This is a genomic window from Clostridium nigeriense, assembly GCF_900086595.1.
GTDB classification, from domain to species: Bacteria; Bacillota; Clostridia; order Clostridiales; family Clostridiaceae; genus Clostridium; species Clostridium nigeriense.
Window position 1 is genome coordinate 3332328 of sequence record NZ_LT575472.1, and the last position, 14747, is coordinate 3347074.

Here is a 14747-nt window from a genome sequence, read left to right on the forward strand (position 1 = left end):
TCTAATCAGTCAGCTATTTACCTTAAAGTATACCCTATTTGGTGCTTTCACACAACGAAAAAAACTATATAAGTAATTATTCATTTTACTTAGGCTATTCTTGGGATTCCTTTTTATTTTACATATATACCAACACTTACATTGGTAAAATATATGTTCTTAAGTGGACTTAATATTTAAAAATGTTAAAATGTTTATGATATTTCATCTTCTATTTAGGAGGTAATTATGAATAAACTAAAGAAAAATATAATTTGGGTTCCAATAGTAACTACTATTATTTCAACATTAATTTTAGTATATTTAAGTTTTGGACAAACAGCTAACTATAATAAACAATATTCATCTTTTTTACAAGATATAACTAATAACAATATATCTAAAGTAACTATTAACAATAGTTCAAAACTTACTGTATTTTTAAAGGATGGTAGTAAATACTCTACTATAAATCCTAATAGTCCGACTTTAAAAGAAGAGTTGTTAAAAAATAATATAGAAATTTCAGATGAAAATTTAAGTAGTCCATCAAAAACTTTAACTTCTATAGTCCTTTTGGCTTCTGTTATATCTATTGTTTTTATATCAATAAATAAAAGAAGTTCTAGTGCCTCTAAAATTTCAAACTTAGATGTTAAAGATTTCTCTCAAGGAGATAGTGCTTTAAATTTTAAGGATGTTGCTGGAAATGAAGAAGCTAAAGAAAGTCTTATGGATATAGTTGACTTCCTAAAAAGCCCTGAAAAATATAAAGAATATGGAGCAAGAATGCCAAAAGGAGTAATACTTTACGGTTCTCCTGGTACTGGTAAAACTCTTCTAGCTAAAGCAGTAGCTGGTGAAGCTAAAGTACCCTTCTATGCTTTAAGTGGATCTGATTTTGTTCAAGTCTACGTAGGGGTTGGGGCTGCTAGAATTAGAGGATTATTTAAAAAAGCAAAAGCTCAAGGTAAGGCAGTTATTTTCATAGATGAAATAGATGCAATAGGTAAGAAAAGAGGTGGGTCTGGTACTTCAAATGGTAATGATGAAAGAGATCAAACCTTAAATGCTCTTTTAACTGAAATGTCAGGCTTTGGTGAAAAAGAAGGTATAGTAGTTATTGCTGCTACTAATAGATTAGATACCCTTGATTCAGCACTTTTAAGACCTGGAAGATTTGATAGACATATAGAGGTTTCATTACCTGATTTACCTGCAAGAGAAAAAATTATTTCTCTTCATTTAGAAAATAAACCTCATGATGAAATAAATATAAAAGATATTGCTAGAAAAACTGCTTATTTCTCAGGAGCAAAATTAGAAAGCTTAATTAATGAAGCTGCTATAATAGCTGCTAAAGAAAATTCTGTTTCATTATCCCAAGAACATATTAATAGAGCTTATTCCATTGTTCTTGCAGGTTACGAGAAAAAAGAAAGAAGTCATTATTTAGACGAAGATAGATTATTAACATCTTATCACGAAGCTGGACATGCTCTTCTTTCACTTATAAAACTACCTGAAGATAAGGTTTCAAAAATAACTATTATTCCAACTACCAAGGGTGCTGGTGGATATACTCTAACTATACCTAAAGATACTTCATATCAAAGATTAGATTATCTTAAAAACAGAATTATGGTATTGCTAGGTGGTAGAGCTGCTGAAGAGGTAATATTCGGAAAAGAAAAAATATCCACAGGTGCTGAAGGAGATTTAAGTCAAACAACTGAAATGGCTATGGCTATGATTTCAGAATATGGAATGGGAAATACCCTTGGATTATTAAAGCTATCTAGCCTAGGACAACTTTCTACTACTTATGGAAATCCTATAGTTGAAGAATGTAGAGAATTAGTTAATTCATTATATGAAGAAACAATATGTGTTTTAAAAGAAAATAAAAATATATTAGATAAAATCGCTATGGAACTATTAGATAAAGAAACTTTAGATGAAAAAGATATATACAAACTTTTGTAATTAATAATGCATAATTGATAATGGATAATTAAGGAGGTTTTGCACAGCAAAACTTAATTTACATCCGTTCCAAGCACCTTCTTTTCAAAAATCCGAAGGATTTTTTTCCTTAATTATTCATTATGCATTATCAATTATCCATTATAAAAATGTTAGCATTTTTATTTTGTCATTCCTATTATTAATCCTATTATATAAGGAACTAACCATATCAACCAAACTACAATACTGAACTTATGAAAATTTTGTAGCTTTTTCGTATCCTTTTTAACAAATACTATTGTAGCCCAAACTGCATGGAATAGCATTAAAACTATTGCTAATGCTCCAGTAATACCATGTAAGCTAAATAAACTTGCTCCCTCTGCAATTGTTGACATTATAGTCGTACCAGTTGTATCAAATAATAATCCAATCCAAAAAATAATCACATGAAACTTATTTAAGGTTCCACTTTTACGCTCTGAAAATACACCTATTGTATAAAAAATAAGTGCTAATGTTATAGTTACAATTGCCATAATTAATTTACTGCTCATATTATACCTCCTGATATTAAAATTTATATTCAGAATAATTAACCCCTATAATTTTCTGAACAATGTTCATTATAATTTTCTATATTTTGTTTGTCAATATTTTTTTATTTTATTTTCTATATTTACCTAGTTGACAAATTAATTTAATAACTTTATAATGAACCTTGTTCAAATAAATTCATAATATAATATTATTTTATTATAAAGAAGGTTGATTTGTATGATAGAAAAAAAATCACTATTATTCTTAGCTGGCTTTGTATGGAGTATTGCTGGCTATAATGTATTACACATAGGTTGTGAATCATATATTGGAAATATATCATTAAAACTTATTACTTTATCAACAATTATATTTTTATTTTTTAAATATATGATTTTTAATAAAATGGTAAAAAAACACACTAAAAGAATTATTGAATATAAAAGCTCAAAACAATGGTTTTGGAAGTTCTTTGATATTAAATCATTTATAATTATGGCTTTCATGATGTCCTTTGGAATAATCGTACGTGCAAATAACCTAGCTTCTGAATCATTTATTGCATTCTTTTATACTGGATTAGGTTTTGCCTTATTATTATCAGGTTTAAAATTCTTTTATAATTACACAAAGATTAGATTAATTAGTAATATATAATTTCCTAAAACCAAATAAAACCCAGTAAGAACTATATTTTCTTACTGGGTAGCTTTAAATCCTAAAATTATATTTTAAAAACAGATATGATTTCATTTAACTTTTCTGCAATTTCAGATTGATGCTCTGTTGCTTTTGATATATCTTCCATAGAAATTCCAACTTCATCTATACTCTTTAAAATTTCTTCTGAATTAAATGATGTTTGCTCTATATTAGAAGCAATATTTTTTGTTACATTTGCTATTTCATTAGTTGATGCATTTAACTCTTCAGTCATTGCTGCAATACTAGTAGATAAATCACTTACATATTCTGAATCTTTCTCATAGCTTGATCCAGTATCTATTAATAATTGATAATCTTCTTTTACGTTGCTATTTATAAATTTTAATAAATCTTCTGAATGAACTGTTAAATTTTCTACTGATTTTTGAACATTTATTATAATATTTTGTATTTCCTTAACATCCTTAGATGATTTTTCTGCTAACTCCCTTATTTCATCAGCTACTACTGCAAATCCTTTTCCATGTTCTCCTGCTCTTGCTGCCTCAATAGCTGCATTAAGGGCCAGAAGATTTGTTTGTTGTGCAATTGATGCAATTGATTCTGCAAACTTTATAATTTCTTCAACAACTTTACTTTCTTCAATGGCTTCCAAAATTCTTTTGTTTTTTTCTTCACTTAATCTATCTGCTATTATTTTAGATTCTTGACCCTTAGTCTTTATATCAATGGCTCTTTCTTTTATTTTATTGGCTTCAGTATTGCTTTCCATGGAGTCTGAAGATAACTGATTTATTCCTGAATCTACTTGTTCTACAGTAGCTGATAATTCCTCAGTAGTAACATTTATCTCCTGAATATTCATCACAATTAAAGTTATATTTTCAATAATCTGAGAAAATGTGCTTGTTATTTCCTCTATATTAGCTGATAGTTCCTCACTGGAAGCTGATACTTCTTGACTTTGATCAACAATTGTTTTTACTAAATTTCTTAACTTTTCTCTAGCACTATTAAGAGCATCTGAAAGCTTGGCAAATTCGTCTTCCCCCTTAATAGATGTTGTATATGTAAAATCTCCTTCACCAATGGCTTCTGCAAATAAAAGCATATTTTTAATTTTTTTAGCAATAGACATTGATATTCCAATTCCTATTATTATTGAAATAATAGTCCCTGTTAAAATTATAAATACTATATTATTAAATTCAGCTTTATATGTATCCCTATTATTATCATTTTTAATTGTTGCATTTTTTTGAGTGTCTTCAATTAAACCATCTAGTGTTTCACCTATTTCGCTTCTTACTTCAGTTATTTTAGGTAAAATAGTTTCAGCTTCATCATATTTCCCAGCTATAGCTAAATCTAAAGCCTTTGTTCTAAAAGCCTTATATTCCTCAAAGGATGTTAGTATTTTTTCATATTTCTCCTTAATTTCAGATGAATGCTGAAGCTTTGCATATTCCCCTAATCCACTATAAATTTCATTATCAAGTACCTTTATATTTTCTATAGCTTCTGCAGTTCTACTAGTTTCTTCATAAAGCACTCCATTATCAATTTCTGCCCTTATTAATAATAATTTTTCTTTAACAAGATGAAGATAGGTTACGCTTTTAAAATCATAATTAAATATTTCCTTTGAATTACTATTAATAGTACGCATCCCTAAAACACCAATAACTCCTACAATATTTAGCATAATTGCACAAATTAAAAAACCAGATAATAATTTTGTCCTTACAGACATTTTTTGAAAAATTTTCACTTATTCTTCCCCCTATATTGTAAAGGACTATTCTAAGGATGCTAACTAAATATTAGTAATCAGAAATATATAATTTTTATGTACTTCTATACTTTAAAATTTAAATTTTATATTCTTTAATAGTCCTTTTAAATAATATTATTTTATCCAAAGTATAATAATGCCATCAATTACATATTACAACAAAATTCTACTAATATGCAATGTAGAAAATAATCAAAATGAATTAAATTTCTACAAAATTTAGAAATTTAATTTTTTACTTTATATTATTAAAAATAAAATAAGGAGAGTTTTTTTATAACTCTCCTTATTTTATCCTTAATAATCTAATTGTTTTAATCTTATAGTTACCTCATCTTCTGATGCACTTTCTAACTTATAAGATATTACTTTTCTTTCAATTTCTTTTGTAACTTTATCTGTATTACTAAAAAGATCTCTTGCTGCATTTATTGCATAAGCTAATACTGTAGCTACCCCAGCACTCCCTAGTTCAAATCCCATACTTTCAGTTTCTGATAATTGTCCTTTCATCAACTTATATATTTCTCTGCAATAAGCTCCTTTAATTATAATTTTATCGTACTTAAATTCTAGAGCTGTTAGTAATTCAGTTGGATTATAGGCCTCAAAAGCTGGATTTTCCTTTTCAATAGCTAATAATTCATCTAATACAGTTCCTGGAGTTTTTTCTAAAGCTTCTGCTAAAGCCATTATAACCTTATTTGAGTACTTTTCTATTTTTTTATTAGTATGAGTAGATAATAACTGTTGGCTTATACCAGTTTTTTTATAAACATCATACCTTTTCATACTATTCCTTTGTAAATACAAATCTAAATAATTCATTCTAACACCCTCTTAATATAATTAAAAATATTTTATTACTAAAATATTTTTTACTAATTATATTATATTCCAAATTAAATATTTTGTATACAAAAAAATAACCATGAAATATTTCTTGGTTATTTTTCACTCTTATATTTAGATACTTTATCTATAATTTTTATTTTTTATTGTTAGCTTTATTTCTCGAGAGTCATAAACTTCTTCTATAACTTCATCATCGTTTTTGAAATAGGTTATTGACTTAGGATAAATACTCACATTTAATTCCTCTTTGTTATTTGATCCTTTTTCAAAATTTAATTCTCTTATGGAATAACCATAATATATTCCATCTTCATCTGGACCACCTGTATCTAATCCAGCTCCTTCTTTATTAATAAAATCTTCTCCTCTTATATCTATGCTAATTGAATACATAATTGGATCATCAATTTCAATTTTACTCTCAACTTTATATACTATTAATAGTTTATCCCCCTTAAAATCTACAGCTTCGATATTAATAGTGTGATTTTCTGTATGAAACTCTTCTTTAACTGATAGCCCATTTTCTGTATATTTAATTCCTAATCCCCATTTGTTATTTAACACTTTAAGAACTGGACCAAATATAGGTAGCTCTTCCGCCAAGGATGGCTTAACAAAATTAGTTACTATCAATATAGCAATAAATATTCCAGCAACCTTCAATAAATTTTTTCTAACCTTCTTCTTGTTATTTGATTCTATATCTTCATATATTTTATCAACCTTTTCTCTTAAAGAATTTGGTATTTTTATATCATCTTCATTATAAAGATTCTTTAACTTTTTATCTAAATCCATCATTACATTATCTCCTTTCCATTAATACTTTCAGCAATTTTAGACTTTGCCCTAGATAATCTTGATTTAACTGTACCTTCTGGGATTCTTAAAACTTCTGAAATCTCACTTATCTTTAAATCTTCAAAATAAAATAACGTAATAACTAGCCTTAAATCTTCTGGTAAAGAATCAACAGCAACTTTTAAATCAAAATCCTCATATTTATCCTTATATTGTTCTTCAACAACCTTATCAAAACTTATACATTTTTTATTAAAGTTATAAATTTTATTACATTCATTTATAAGAATTTTTATGAGCCAAGTTTTAAATAATTCATCATTTTTTAAAGTTTTAATATTTAAATATGCCTTAAGTATAGTATTTTGTATAGCATCTTCTATATCATCTTCTCTAGTTAAAATTCCTTTTCCCACTCTATACATACTTTTAAGATTTTCATCCATTAATTTAGTAAAGGCTTTTCCGTTTCCTCTCTTAGCCTTGTACACTAAATCTTCTTTGTTTAATCCAAACATTTATTTACCTCCCCACATATTCTTATCTATTAGATATATCTCCCTATTAAAAAGTTCACTACCTATTAAAAATACCTATAAAAAAATAGTACACTATTATGCAAACTAAAAATCAGCTTATACTCCTAACAATCTAATAAAAAATAAGGATTGCAAAATTACTTACAATCCTTATTTTTAATTAATCTACAAGAATATTTTTTAACTCATTATATAATTGAACTGTATTGTCTATCTCTATTTTATATAAATTATTATTTGGTATCCTAATATATCCAGTACTCCATACCTCTATTATTCCAGGCTTACCATCTACATTTTCAAATAAAATAAATTCTACTTCTCCAGTAACATCGCTGAAATTAAATACCCTTTTATACTTATATTTTTCTAATAAGTTAAATACCTTTTTACCTTTATCTGAATCTAATTTAATAATATCTTCACTAGTAATATTTCCGTATATATTTATGGTATCATAATTTATTTCCTCACCTATACCTACAGTATTATATACGGTTACTGGTCGTGAATAGTAAAAAATATATGAAATACAAATTACTAATACCACTACAAAAATTACTAAATTATTTTTATATTTTTTTATTATGTTTTCTTCTTTGCTAGTACCTATATTTGAGACTTTTATCCTTTTACCTAATAAAATAAGATTATAAACTATAAATATTATTGTTATAAAAGCTATTCCTATAGAAAATAAGTACAAATAATTACTTATCATCCTATCCCTTCCCTTCTTATGTTTATTAATAATTATTAAATATATATTCACTCCATTTTACTATTATTTCTTCTTTAGTTAAACCTATAATTTCTTCTATATTATCTGGATTTTTAATTACCGCTATTATTTTATCGTAACCATACTCCTTAATAATAAAATCAACAAATCCTCCTGATAGAAAATATGGTTGCTCTAATCTACTATAATTATTTTTCATATAATCTATAGTTGGAAGCTTATTTGTTTTAGCAGTTTCCTTTAAATAGTTTTGAGCAATACTATCTATCTGATTAGCTTCAACTACTGCAGTTCCTTCATTTAAATATATATCTGTAGATGGATTAATATTCCCTACTAATATGTGTGTATATTCATGAACAATAATCTTCATTAAACTGTCATAATTATGAACACTTCCAGGATTTAATGGCGATACCATAAGTATTTCACCATTTCTTGCAACTCCAACAAGCCAATCTTCTGCTTCTGTATATCCAATAGCTTTATGAAACTCATTAATATTAGGATAAATAGTCACATTTATTTTTTCATCTAAAGTTACATTTAAATCATTAGCTATCCTATCATAATTACTTTCTAAATTTTTCTCTAAATCACTTAAGCTATCTTTATCAGCCTTAGTAGAATTATACTTAAAATGCTCACTTTCCTTCCTTAATTTTATAGTATCAACTTTTTCACCACAGCCAAATAAAAGAACTGATATTAATATCATAAAAAAAGCCCCCTTATACCTCATATAAATTCCCCCTAAATTTAAACTTATAAATATTTTACCATTTTATTACTCTCTAACCAATGTTATTAAGTATATTTAATTCTAATATGTTATTGGAGTGGTAAAACTTTTTATAATTTACTAAAGAGTAAAACAAAAAATGGACTGTTTAAACAGTCCATTTTTTTAATTATCTTCTGGATAAGGAACTACATAGACATCTTTAAACCCTTCATTTTGAAGTCTAATTACTTCATCCTCTGCCTCCTCATAATCCCTATAATATCCTATGCAAATTCTCCATCCTTCTCTAGTAGGAGTTTTTGGTTTTTTTATTGGAATATCTATTAAAACCTTATTTACCATAGCTAAACAAGCTCTGGCCACCATGTACCCATACTTTATAGCACTAAAGTTTTTCTCTACATCTTCATTCGATATAAATTCAGCTTCAATTATTACCGCTGGCATCTTAGTTTGTCTTAAAATAGTATAACTAGCTTCCTTTATTCCCCTATCCTTAGATTTTAAATTAGCAAGTAGTTCATCTTTTAGGAATCTTGCTAATTCTTCTGATTTATTTCCCTTTTCAAATATAACAATTTCAGTTCCACTAACAGAATTATCTACAAAGGAGTTCATATGGAAGCTAACAAAATAATCTGCATTCCAGTTATTTGCAATATCTACTCTATCCTTCACATCTAAATAAACATCAGATGCTCTAGTAAGTAGTACTACTTCGCCATTTCTTTCCAACAACCTTTTTGTCTCATAAACAGCTTCTAGTACAATATCAGCTTCTCGCCTGCCATACTTCCCTACTGCTCCTGAGTCACTACCGCCATGCCCTGCATCTAATACCCATTTTGCCAACTTTTTCCCTCCCATTATTTATATATTAGTCATATAAACACTGTATTACTTTATATTTTAGTATACTTTAGGATTCAAGAGTTGGTTACAAAATTTATTTTTATCTGTTATATTTTTACATTGTACTACAACAGAATTCATATATTTTATTTAAAAATTCCTCTATTTTATTTGCTTCACCTATTCCTTGAGCTAAGGTTTTACTACCTCCACCCTTTCCATTTATCACTTCAGAAAACTCTCTAAATAAGTTTCCCATATTTATGTCACTTATATTTTTAGATGCAGACAATATTATATTAGCTTTCTCCTTATTTTTTATTGCAAATAAACAAATAATATTATCTCTTTCACTTAATTTATTAGCAAGTTTTGTGATATAATCTACAGATTTACCTTGAAATATTCTCTTTATTACCATTTTATTAGTATTTCCATTTTCCAAAAATGAATTAATTTCATATTCTAAAAGTTCCTCTTCTAATTTTTTCTTTTCAAGCCTTATTTCTTCTAATAAAGCTCTTATATTCTTTATTCCATTTAAAGCCTCATCTTCATTACTACTTAAATAATTACATATATCTCTTAATATTTTATCTTTATTTAAGGAATCTTTTATAGCTCTGTTTCCTGATAAAAACTCTACCCTAGTATTCCCTTTGTTTTTTTCAAACTTAGTTATCTTTATCATTTTTAAATCTAAAGTATTAGCAGGATGTACACCACAACAAGCATTTATATCTAAATCTCCTATTTTAACAACCCTGATATCATCCTCTGTATTAGGTAAATCCCGTCTTAAATTAATATTATTTATTTCTTCTTTATCTGGTACTAAAAAATCTACCTCTATATTTTTTCTAATAACTTCATTGGCCAAAGCTTCTGCCTCTATTACCTTTTTTTCATTTAATTCTCCTATAATATCTACAGTACTAATTTTTTTTCCTAAATGAATACTTACTGTATTAGCATTAAATAGTTTAAAAAAGCATCCTGATAAAACATGCTGACCTAAATGTTGATGCATTCCATCTTCTCTTCTATCCCAATCAATCTTACATAAAACAATTGAATCTTCTTTAATTGATTCATTTAGAACATGATATATAATCTTATCCTTTTCATATACATCTAAAACTACTTTGTTATCTATATATCCCAAATCACACTGCTGTCCTCCTCCTCCTGGGAAAAAAGCTGTTTTATCTAAAACTACATGATATTCATTTTTAATTCTTCTTACTTCTATAACCTTAGCATAAAATTCCTTTAAATACTGATCTTTATAATATAATTTCACCATATGTTCACCTACTTTTTACTTACCTCTACTAAAGTATAAATTTCCTTAGATATCTTTGCTATAAGCTCACAAGCTTCTTCTCCCCAATCTAGCACAAATCTTTCATCTTCTCCACCATTATCATATGACTCATTACTTAATTCTCCTATATCCTTAGTTAATATAACTAATACGTAAGGATCTTCTCCATAAATTATACCTGCATCATGATAATATCTATAGTAATTTCCAATCTTATGAGCAACTTTATCATAATCTATATATTTATCTAATCTATCATGGTAATTTGTTTTAGTCATATAATCTATTAAAGTTGTATAATATTTATTAGTCTCTTGATTTTCATATAAATTATTTAATAATATTCCTAACTGTTTTGCTGTTATATAATTTCCATAGGGAATATCATTATCATTAGTTATATATCTCATATAATCAGTAACACTTGTTGATGCTACTCTAGTTAGCATATTTTTTGCAATATTATCTGAATCTACAATAGATAAATAAATTGCTTCTCCAATAGTTAAATTAGGTACTTTATCTAAATAATATAAAGTACCACTACCACCTTCTCTATCCTCTTCTCTAAAATAAAGTATATCATTTAAAGATTTATTTCCATTATTAACATCATCTAATATCATCATTGATAATGGAATTTTATTAGTACTAGCGGCAACATAATATGTATTTTCGTTTAAAGTATATTCTTCATTGGTATTCATATTCTTAAAATATATAGCTACATTGTCTTTATAATTACCTATAATTTCATTTACCTTTTCTTCAATTAATTCTACTAAACTTTTTTCTTCTACATCTAGTACTTCCTCCTTTTCAGTAAAGTCTACTCCTACAACTTCTTTATCTAATATAACATCCTCTTCTTTTAATGCCTCTTTTCCTTTGCACCCTACTAATAGAATTGTTAAGGATAAAAGCATAAAAATATATTTTTTTCTCATCTTAGTTCACCTTCATTTTCCTTGATAACTATTACATTATAGCATATGAATTAATAATATAAAAAAGACGAAATACCCAACTGATTTTACAGTTAGATATTTCATCTTTTATTTTAAAAATTTCTTAATAACATTTTATTTTTAGAATGTTGGAACTACTGATCCATCAGAATACTTTTCTTGTATATACTTTTTAACAGTTTCTGATGTTAATGCTTCTGTTAAGTCCTTTATTTTTTGACTACCTTCATTTCCTTCTTTTATTGCTATTACATTGTGATATTTCTTTGAAGCTTCTGAAGTAGAATCTTCTACAAATACAGCATCTTTTGCTGGGCTTAATCCTGCTTCAAGAGCATAGTTACCATTTATTACTGCTAAATCAACTTCTTCTAAAACTCTTGGAAGTTGTGCTGCTTCTAATTCTTCAAATTTTAAGTTTTTAGTATTTTCTGTTATATCCTTTGGAGTTACTAATTCTCCATCTTTTAATTTTATAACACCTGCACTTTCTAAAACTCTTAAAGCTCTTGCTTCATTAGATGGATCATTTGGTACTGCAATTGTTGCTCCATCTGCTAAATTTTTTATGTCTTTAATTTTAGTTGAATAAACTGCTAAAGGCTCTAAGTGAACTCCCTTTGTGTAAGTTAAATGCAATCCCTTACCTTCATTGGTTTCATCTAAATATGCTATAGTTTGGAAATAGTTTGCATCTAATTCACCTTCTTCTAAAGCTGTATTAGGTGTTACATAATCAGTAAATTCTACTATTTTAACTGTATATCCTTTCGCCTCAAGATCTGGTACAATTTGCTCTACTATTTCCTTATGAGGAACTGGAGTTACCCCTATTGTTATTGTCTTATCTTCAGATGCTGAACCTGTGTTATCATCTGTTTTCTTTCCTCCACATCCTACTAAACTTATTGCTAAAGCCCCTGTTAATAAAATTGATAAAATTGATTTTCTTTTCATATATAAACCCCCTGTTTAATTAATAATTGATAATTGATAGTTGATAATTTTGGTTGAAACTCCTACCGGAGTTTCTTTATTTTTTATAATTTAAAGTGAGTAATGAGAAATAATAAAAAACTCTAAATACTTTTTTAACAAAAATATTTCTTACTAATAAAATTTTAAGTTTTACAAAGTAAAACATCCTTAATTTTTCATTCTTCACTCTTAATTCTTCATTTTGATTATGCATTATCCATTATAAAATCTATGATAGTTTTTTGTATAAATAGTTTCCTAGTGTTTGAAGTGCTTGTACGATTATTATTAAAATAACTACTGTAACTATCATTACATCTGTTTGATATCTTTGATAACCATATCTTACAGCTAAATCACCAAGTCCACCTGCACCTACAGTACCTGCCATAGCTGAATATCCAATTATGCTTATTACAGTCAAAGTTAAACCTGATGTTATTGCCGGTACTGCTTCTTTAAGCATAACTTTAAATATTATTTGTGTATTTGATGCTCCAAAGGATTTTGCCGCTTCAATTACTCCTGGATCAACTTCCTTTAAAGCTGATTCTATAACCCTTGCTACAAATGGAGCTGCTGCTATAGTTAATGGAACTATTGCTGCTGTTGTTCCTATAGATCTTCCAACTAATAATTTTGTAATTGGCATTATTGCTACCATTAATATTAAGAATGGAAATCCTCTTAAGATATTTATTATAGTATCCAGTACTTTGTAAGTTATTTTATTAGGTTTTAAACCATTTGGAGCTGTAATTATTGATACAATTGCTAAAATAAATCCTAATATTACTGAAAATATAGTTGAGAAAAAAACCATTATTATTGTTTTATTTAGTTCTGGTATTAATAAATCTAACATTAATTAAGCACCTCCAATACTATATCTTTTTCTTTTAAGTAATTTATAACTTTTTCTTTATCTTCTTCTTGAATATTAATTACTAAGTTTCCTAGTATCTCTTCTCTAAACTTTTCTAACTTTCCCCAAACTATTGAAAAATCTACATTTAAGTCTCTTGCCATTTTTGTAATAAGTGCATTTTCTGAAGATGTACTTGGGAAAAATAATTTAATGTTGACTCCACTTTCCGGTAAAAGTTCATCATCTTCGCCTAAGAATTTCTTTAATGATACTCCAGGTCTTAGGAATAATTCTTCTGAATTTCCTTCTGCCTTTAAAATTCCTCCTTCTATTAATGCTACCTTTTCACAAACTTCCTTAACAACTTCCATTTGATGAGTTACTATAACAATTGTAATTCCTAACTCTTTATTTATCTTAGATAAAAGAGACAATATATCTTTTGTTATTTTAGGATCTAATGCTGAAGTTGCTTCGTCACAAAGTAAAACCTTTGGTTCAAGAGCCAATGCTCTTGCAATTGCTACCCTTTGTTTTTGCCCTCCACTTAACTTTGAAGGTTTTTCCTTAGCTTTTTCTGAAAGTCCTACTAAATCTAAAAGATAATTAACCCTATCATTTATTTTATTTTTTCTATATCTTCTATAGCTAATTCCCTTATTTCCATTTAAGCCTTCCTTATACACCCTATACTCTTCTTCAAATCCCCAAACTTCTAGCGGTAAAGCTATATTTTCAAATACAGTTTTTCTATTTAATAAGTTAAACCCTTGGAATATCATGCCTAGCTTTTTTCTAAACTCTCTTAATTCGTATCCTCTTAACTTATTAACTTCCTTTCCCATAACAGTTATAGATCCTTCTTCATAGCTTTCAAGCCCATTTATACATCTTAGTAAAGTTGATTTTCCTGCTCCACTATGTCCAATTATTCCATATATTTTTCCTTCTTCTATTTTTAAAGAAACATTTTTTATAACTTCAATATCATTAAATCTTTTACTTAGATTTTTAATCTCTATCATTGTAGTCCCCCCTAAGAACTTAATTAAGAAAATATATATAATTTTTTATAATAAAAAGCGCACTGGAGAATAAATTCTCTAGTGCGCGTAAAATTC

General features: G+C 27.1%; 15 protein-coding genes. 2 read left to right on the forward strand and 13 right to left on the reverse strand.

Annotated elements, in window-relative coordinates; genetic code table 11:
• The first annotated feature begins 228 nt into the window (after positions 1-228).
• Positions 229-1965, forward strand: coding sequence for an ATP-dependent metallopeptidase FtsH/Yme1/Tma family protein (locus BN6774_RS15615; protein WP_066895436.1), 1737 nt, complete (start codon positions 229-231; stop codon positions 1963-1965).
• A gap of 161 nt (positions 1966-2126) precedes the next feature.
• Here BN6774_RS15615 and BN6774_RS15620 read toward each other — a convergent pair whose 3' ends face one another.
• A complete protein-coding gene (locus tag BN6774_RS15620; protein WP_066895438.1) occupies positions 2127-2504 on the reverse strand; it encodes an HsmA family protein in 378 nt (125 codons plus the stop codon).
• A gap of 220 nt (positions 2505-2724) precedes the next feature.
• On the opposite strand from BN6774_RS15620, the gene BN6774_RS15625 reads away from it, so the two are divergent.
• On the forward strand, positions 2725-3144 hold the full coding sequence (locus tag BN6774_RS15625; RefSeq protein WP_066895440.1) for a hypothetical protein: 420 nt from the start codon (positions 2725-2727) through the stop codon (positions 3142-3144).
• 67 nt (positions 3145-3211) lie between these two features.
• Here the strand turns inward: BN6774_RS15625 and BN6774_RS15630 are convergent, their stop codons facing one another.
• From BN6774_RS15630 to BN6774_RS15685, 12 genes are all read right to left on the reverse strand, one after another.
• Positions 3212-4924, reverse strand: coding sequence for a HAMP domain-containing methyl-accepting chemotaxis protein (locus BN6774_RS15630; RefSeq protein ID WP_066895442.1), 1713 nt, complete (start codon positions 4922-4924; stop codon positions 3212-3214).
• Positions 4925-5245: 321 nt separating this feature from the next.
• Positions 5246-5776, reverse strand: coding sequence for a helix-turn-helix domain-containing protein (locus BN6774_RS15635; protein WP_066895444.1), 531 nt, complete (start codon positions 5774-5776; stop codon positions 5246-5248).
• Between the two features lie 147 nt (positions 5777-5923).
• Positions 5924-6607 carry a DUF4179 domain-containing protein gene (locus BN6774_RS15640; RefSeq protein ID WP_066895446.1) on the reverse strand — a complete coding sequence of 228 codons (684 nt, stop codon included), beginning with the start codon at positions 6605-6607 and terminating at the stop codon, positions 5924-5926.
• On the reverse strand, positions 6607-7125 hold the full coding sequence (locus BN6774_RS15645; protein ID WP_066895448.1) for an RNA polymerase sigma factor: 519 nt from the start codon (positions 7123-7125) through the stop codon (positions 6607-6609). Before BN6774_RS15645 ends, BN6774_RS15640 begins: the two co-directional genes overlap by 1 nt.
• Before the next feature lie 181 nt (positions 7126-7306).
• Entirely contained in the window at positions 7307-7867 is a 561-nt protein-coding gene (locus BN6774_RS15650) for a hypothetical protein (RefSeq protein ID WP_159426842.1), read from the reverse strand.
• 25 nt (positions 7868-7892) lie between these two features.
• Positions 7893-8606, reverse strand: coding sequence for a peptidase MA family metallohydrolase (locus BN6774_RS15655; protein ID WP_159426843.1), 714 nt, complete (start codon positions 8604-8606; stop codon positions 7893-7895).
• Positions 8607-8795: 189 nt separating this feature from the next.
• A complete protein-coding gene (locus tag BN6774_RS15660; protein WP_066895454.1) occupies positions 8796-9485 on the reverse strand; it encodes an N-acetylmuramoyl-L-alanine amidase in 690 nt (229 codons plus the stop codon).
• 115 nt (positions 9486-9600) lie between these two features.
• Positions 9601-10791 (reverse strand): alanyl-tRNA editing protein, encoded by a 1191-nt coding sequence (locus BN6774_RS15665; RefSeq protein ID WP_066895456.1) that lies wholly within the window; start codon positions 10789-10791, stop codon positions 9601-9603.
• An 8-nt stretch (positions 10792-10799) separates the two neighbouring features.
• Positions 10800-11759 carry a serine hydrolase gene (locus tag BN6774_RS15670; protein WP_235829627.1) on the reverse strand — a complete coding sequence of 320 codons (960 nt, stop codon included), beginning with the start codon at positions 11757-11759 and terminating at the stop codon, positions 10800-10802.
• A 141-nt stretch (positions 11760-11900) separates the two neighbouring features.
• The gene (locus BN6774_RS15675; RefSeq protein WP_066895458.1) at positions 11901-12737 is read right to left on the reverse strand and encodes a MetQ/NlpA family ABC transporter substrate-binding protein; all 837 of its coding nucleotides are present in this window, start codon (positions 12735-12737) and stop codon (positions 11901-11903) included.
• 250 nt (positions 12738-12987) lie between these two features.
• Positions 12988-13623: a methionine ABC transporter permease gene (locus tag BN6774_RS15680; protein ID WP_066895460.1), complete on the reverse strand. Its 636-nt coding sequence runs from the start codon at positions 13621-13623 to the stop codon at positions 12988-12990.
• Positions 13623-14651, reverse strand: a complete 1029-nt coding sequence (locus tag BN6774_RS15685; protein WP_066895462.1) for a methionine ABC transporter ATP-binding protein — start codon at positions 14649-14651, stop codon at positions 13623-13625. The genes BN6774_RS15680 and BN6774_RS15685 overlap by 1 nt, the downstream gene beginning before the upstream one ends.
• Positions 14652-14747: the final 96 nt, after the last annotated feature.

What these genes read in the sequence shown, in the direction of transcription:
- BN6774_RS15615 (WP_066895436.1), top strand. Translation starts at nt 229, where the DNA reads ATGAATAAACTAAAGAAAAATATAATTTGGGTTCCAATAGTAACTACT.
- BN6774_RS15620 (WP_066895438.1), bottom strand. Translation starts at nt 2,504, where the DNA reads ATGAGCAGTAAATTAATTATGGCAATTGTAACTATAACATTAGCACTT.
- BN6774_RS15625 (WP_066895440.1), top strand. Translation starts at nt 2,725, where the DNA reads ATGATAGAAAAAAAATCACTATTATTCTTAGCTGGCTTTGTATGGAGT.
- BN6774_RS15635 (WP_066895444.1), bottom strand. Translation starts at nt 5,776, where the DNA reads ATGAATTATTTAGATTTGTATTTACAAAGGAATAGTATGAAAAGGTAT.
- BN6774_RS15640 (WP_066895446.1), bottom strand. Translation starts at nt 6,607, where the DNA reads ATGATGGATTTAGATAAAAAGTTAAAGAATCTTTATAATGAAGATGAT.
- BN6774_RS15645 (WP_066895448.1), bottom strand. Translation starts at nt 7,125, where the DNA reads ATGTTTGGATTAAACAAAGAAGATTTAGTGTACAAGGCTAAGAGAGGA.
- BN6774_RS15650 (WP_159426842.1), bottom strand. Translation starts at nt 7,867, where the DNA reads ATGATAAGTAATTATTTGTACTTATTTTCTATAGGAATAGCTTTTATA.
- BN6774_RS15655 (WP_159426843.1), bottom strand. Translation starts at nt 8,606, where the DNA reads ATGATATTAATATCAGTTCTTTTATTTGGCTGTGGTGAAAAAGTTGAT.
- BN6774_RS15665 (WP_066895456.1), bottom strand. Translation starts at nt 10,791, where the DNA reads ATGGTGAAATTATATTATAAAGATCAGTATTTAAAGGAATTTTATGCT.
- BN6774_RS15670 (WP_235829627.1), bottom strand. Translation starts at nt 11,759, where the DNA reads ATGAGAAAAAAATATATTTTTATGCTTTTATCCTTAACAATTCTATTA.
- BN6774_RS15675 (WP_066895458.1), bottom strand. Translation starts at nt 12,737, where the DNA reads ATGAAAAGAAAATCAATTTTATCAATTTTATTAACAGGGGCTTTAGCA.
- BN6774_RS15680 (WP_066895460.1), bottom strand. Translation starts at nt 13,623, where the DNA reads ATGTTAGATTTATTAATACCAGAACTAAATAAAACAATAATAATGGTT.
- BN6774_RS15685 (WP_066895462.1), bottom strand. Translation starts at nt 14,651, where the DNA reads ATGATAGAGATTAAAAATCTAAGTAAAAGATTTAATGATATTGAAGTT.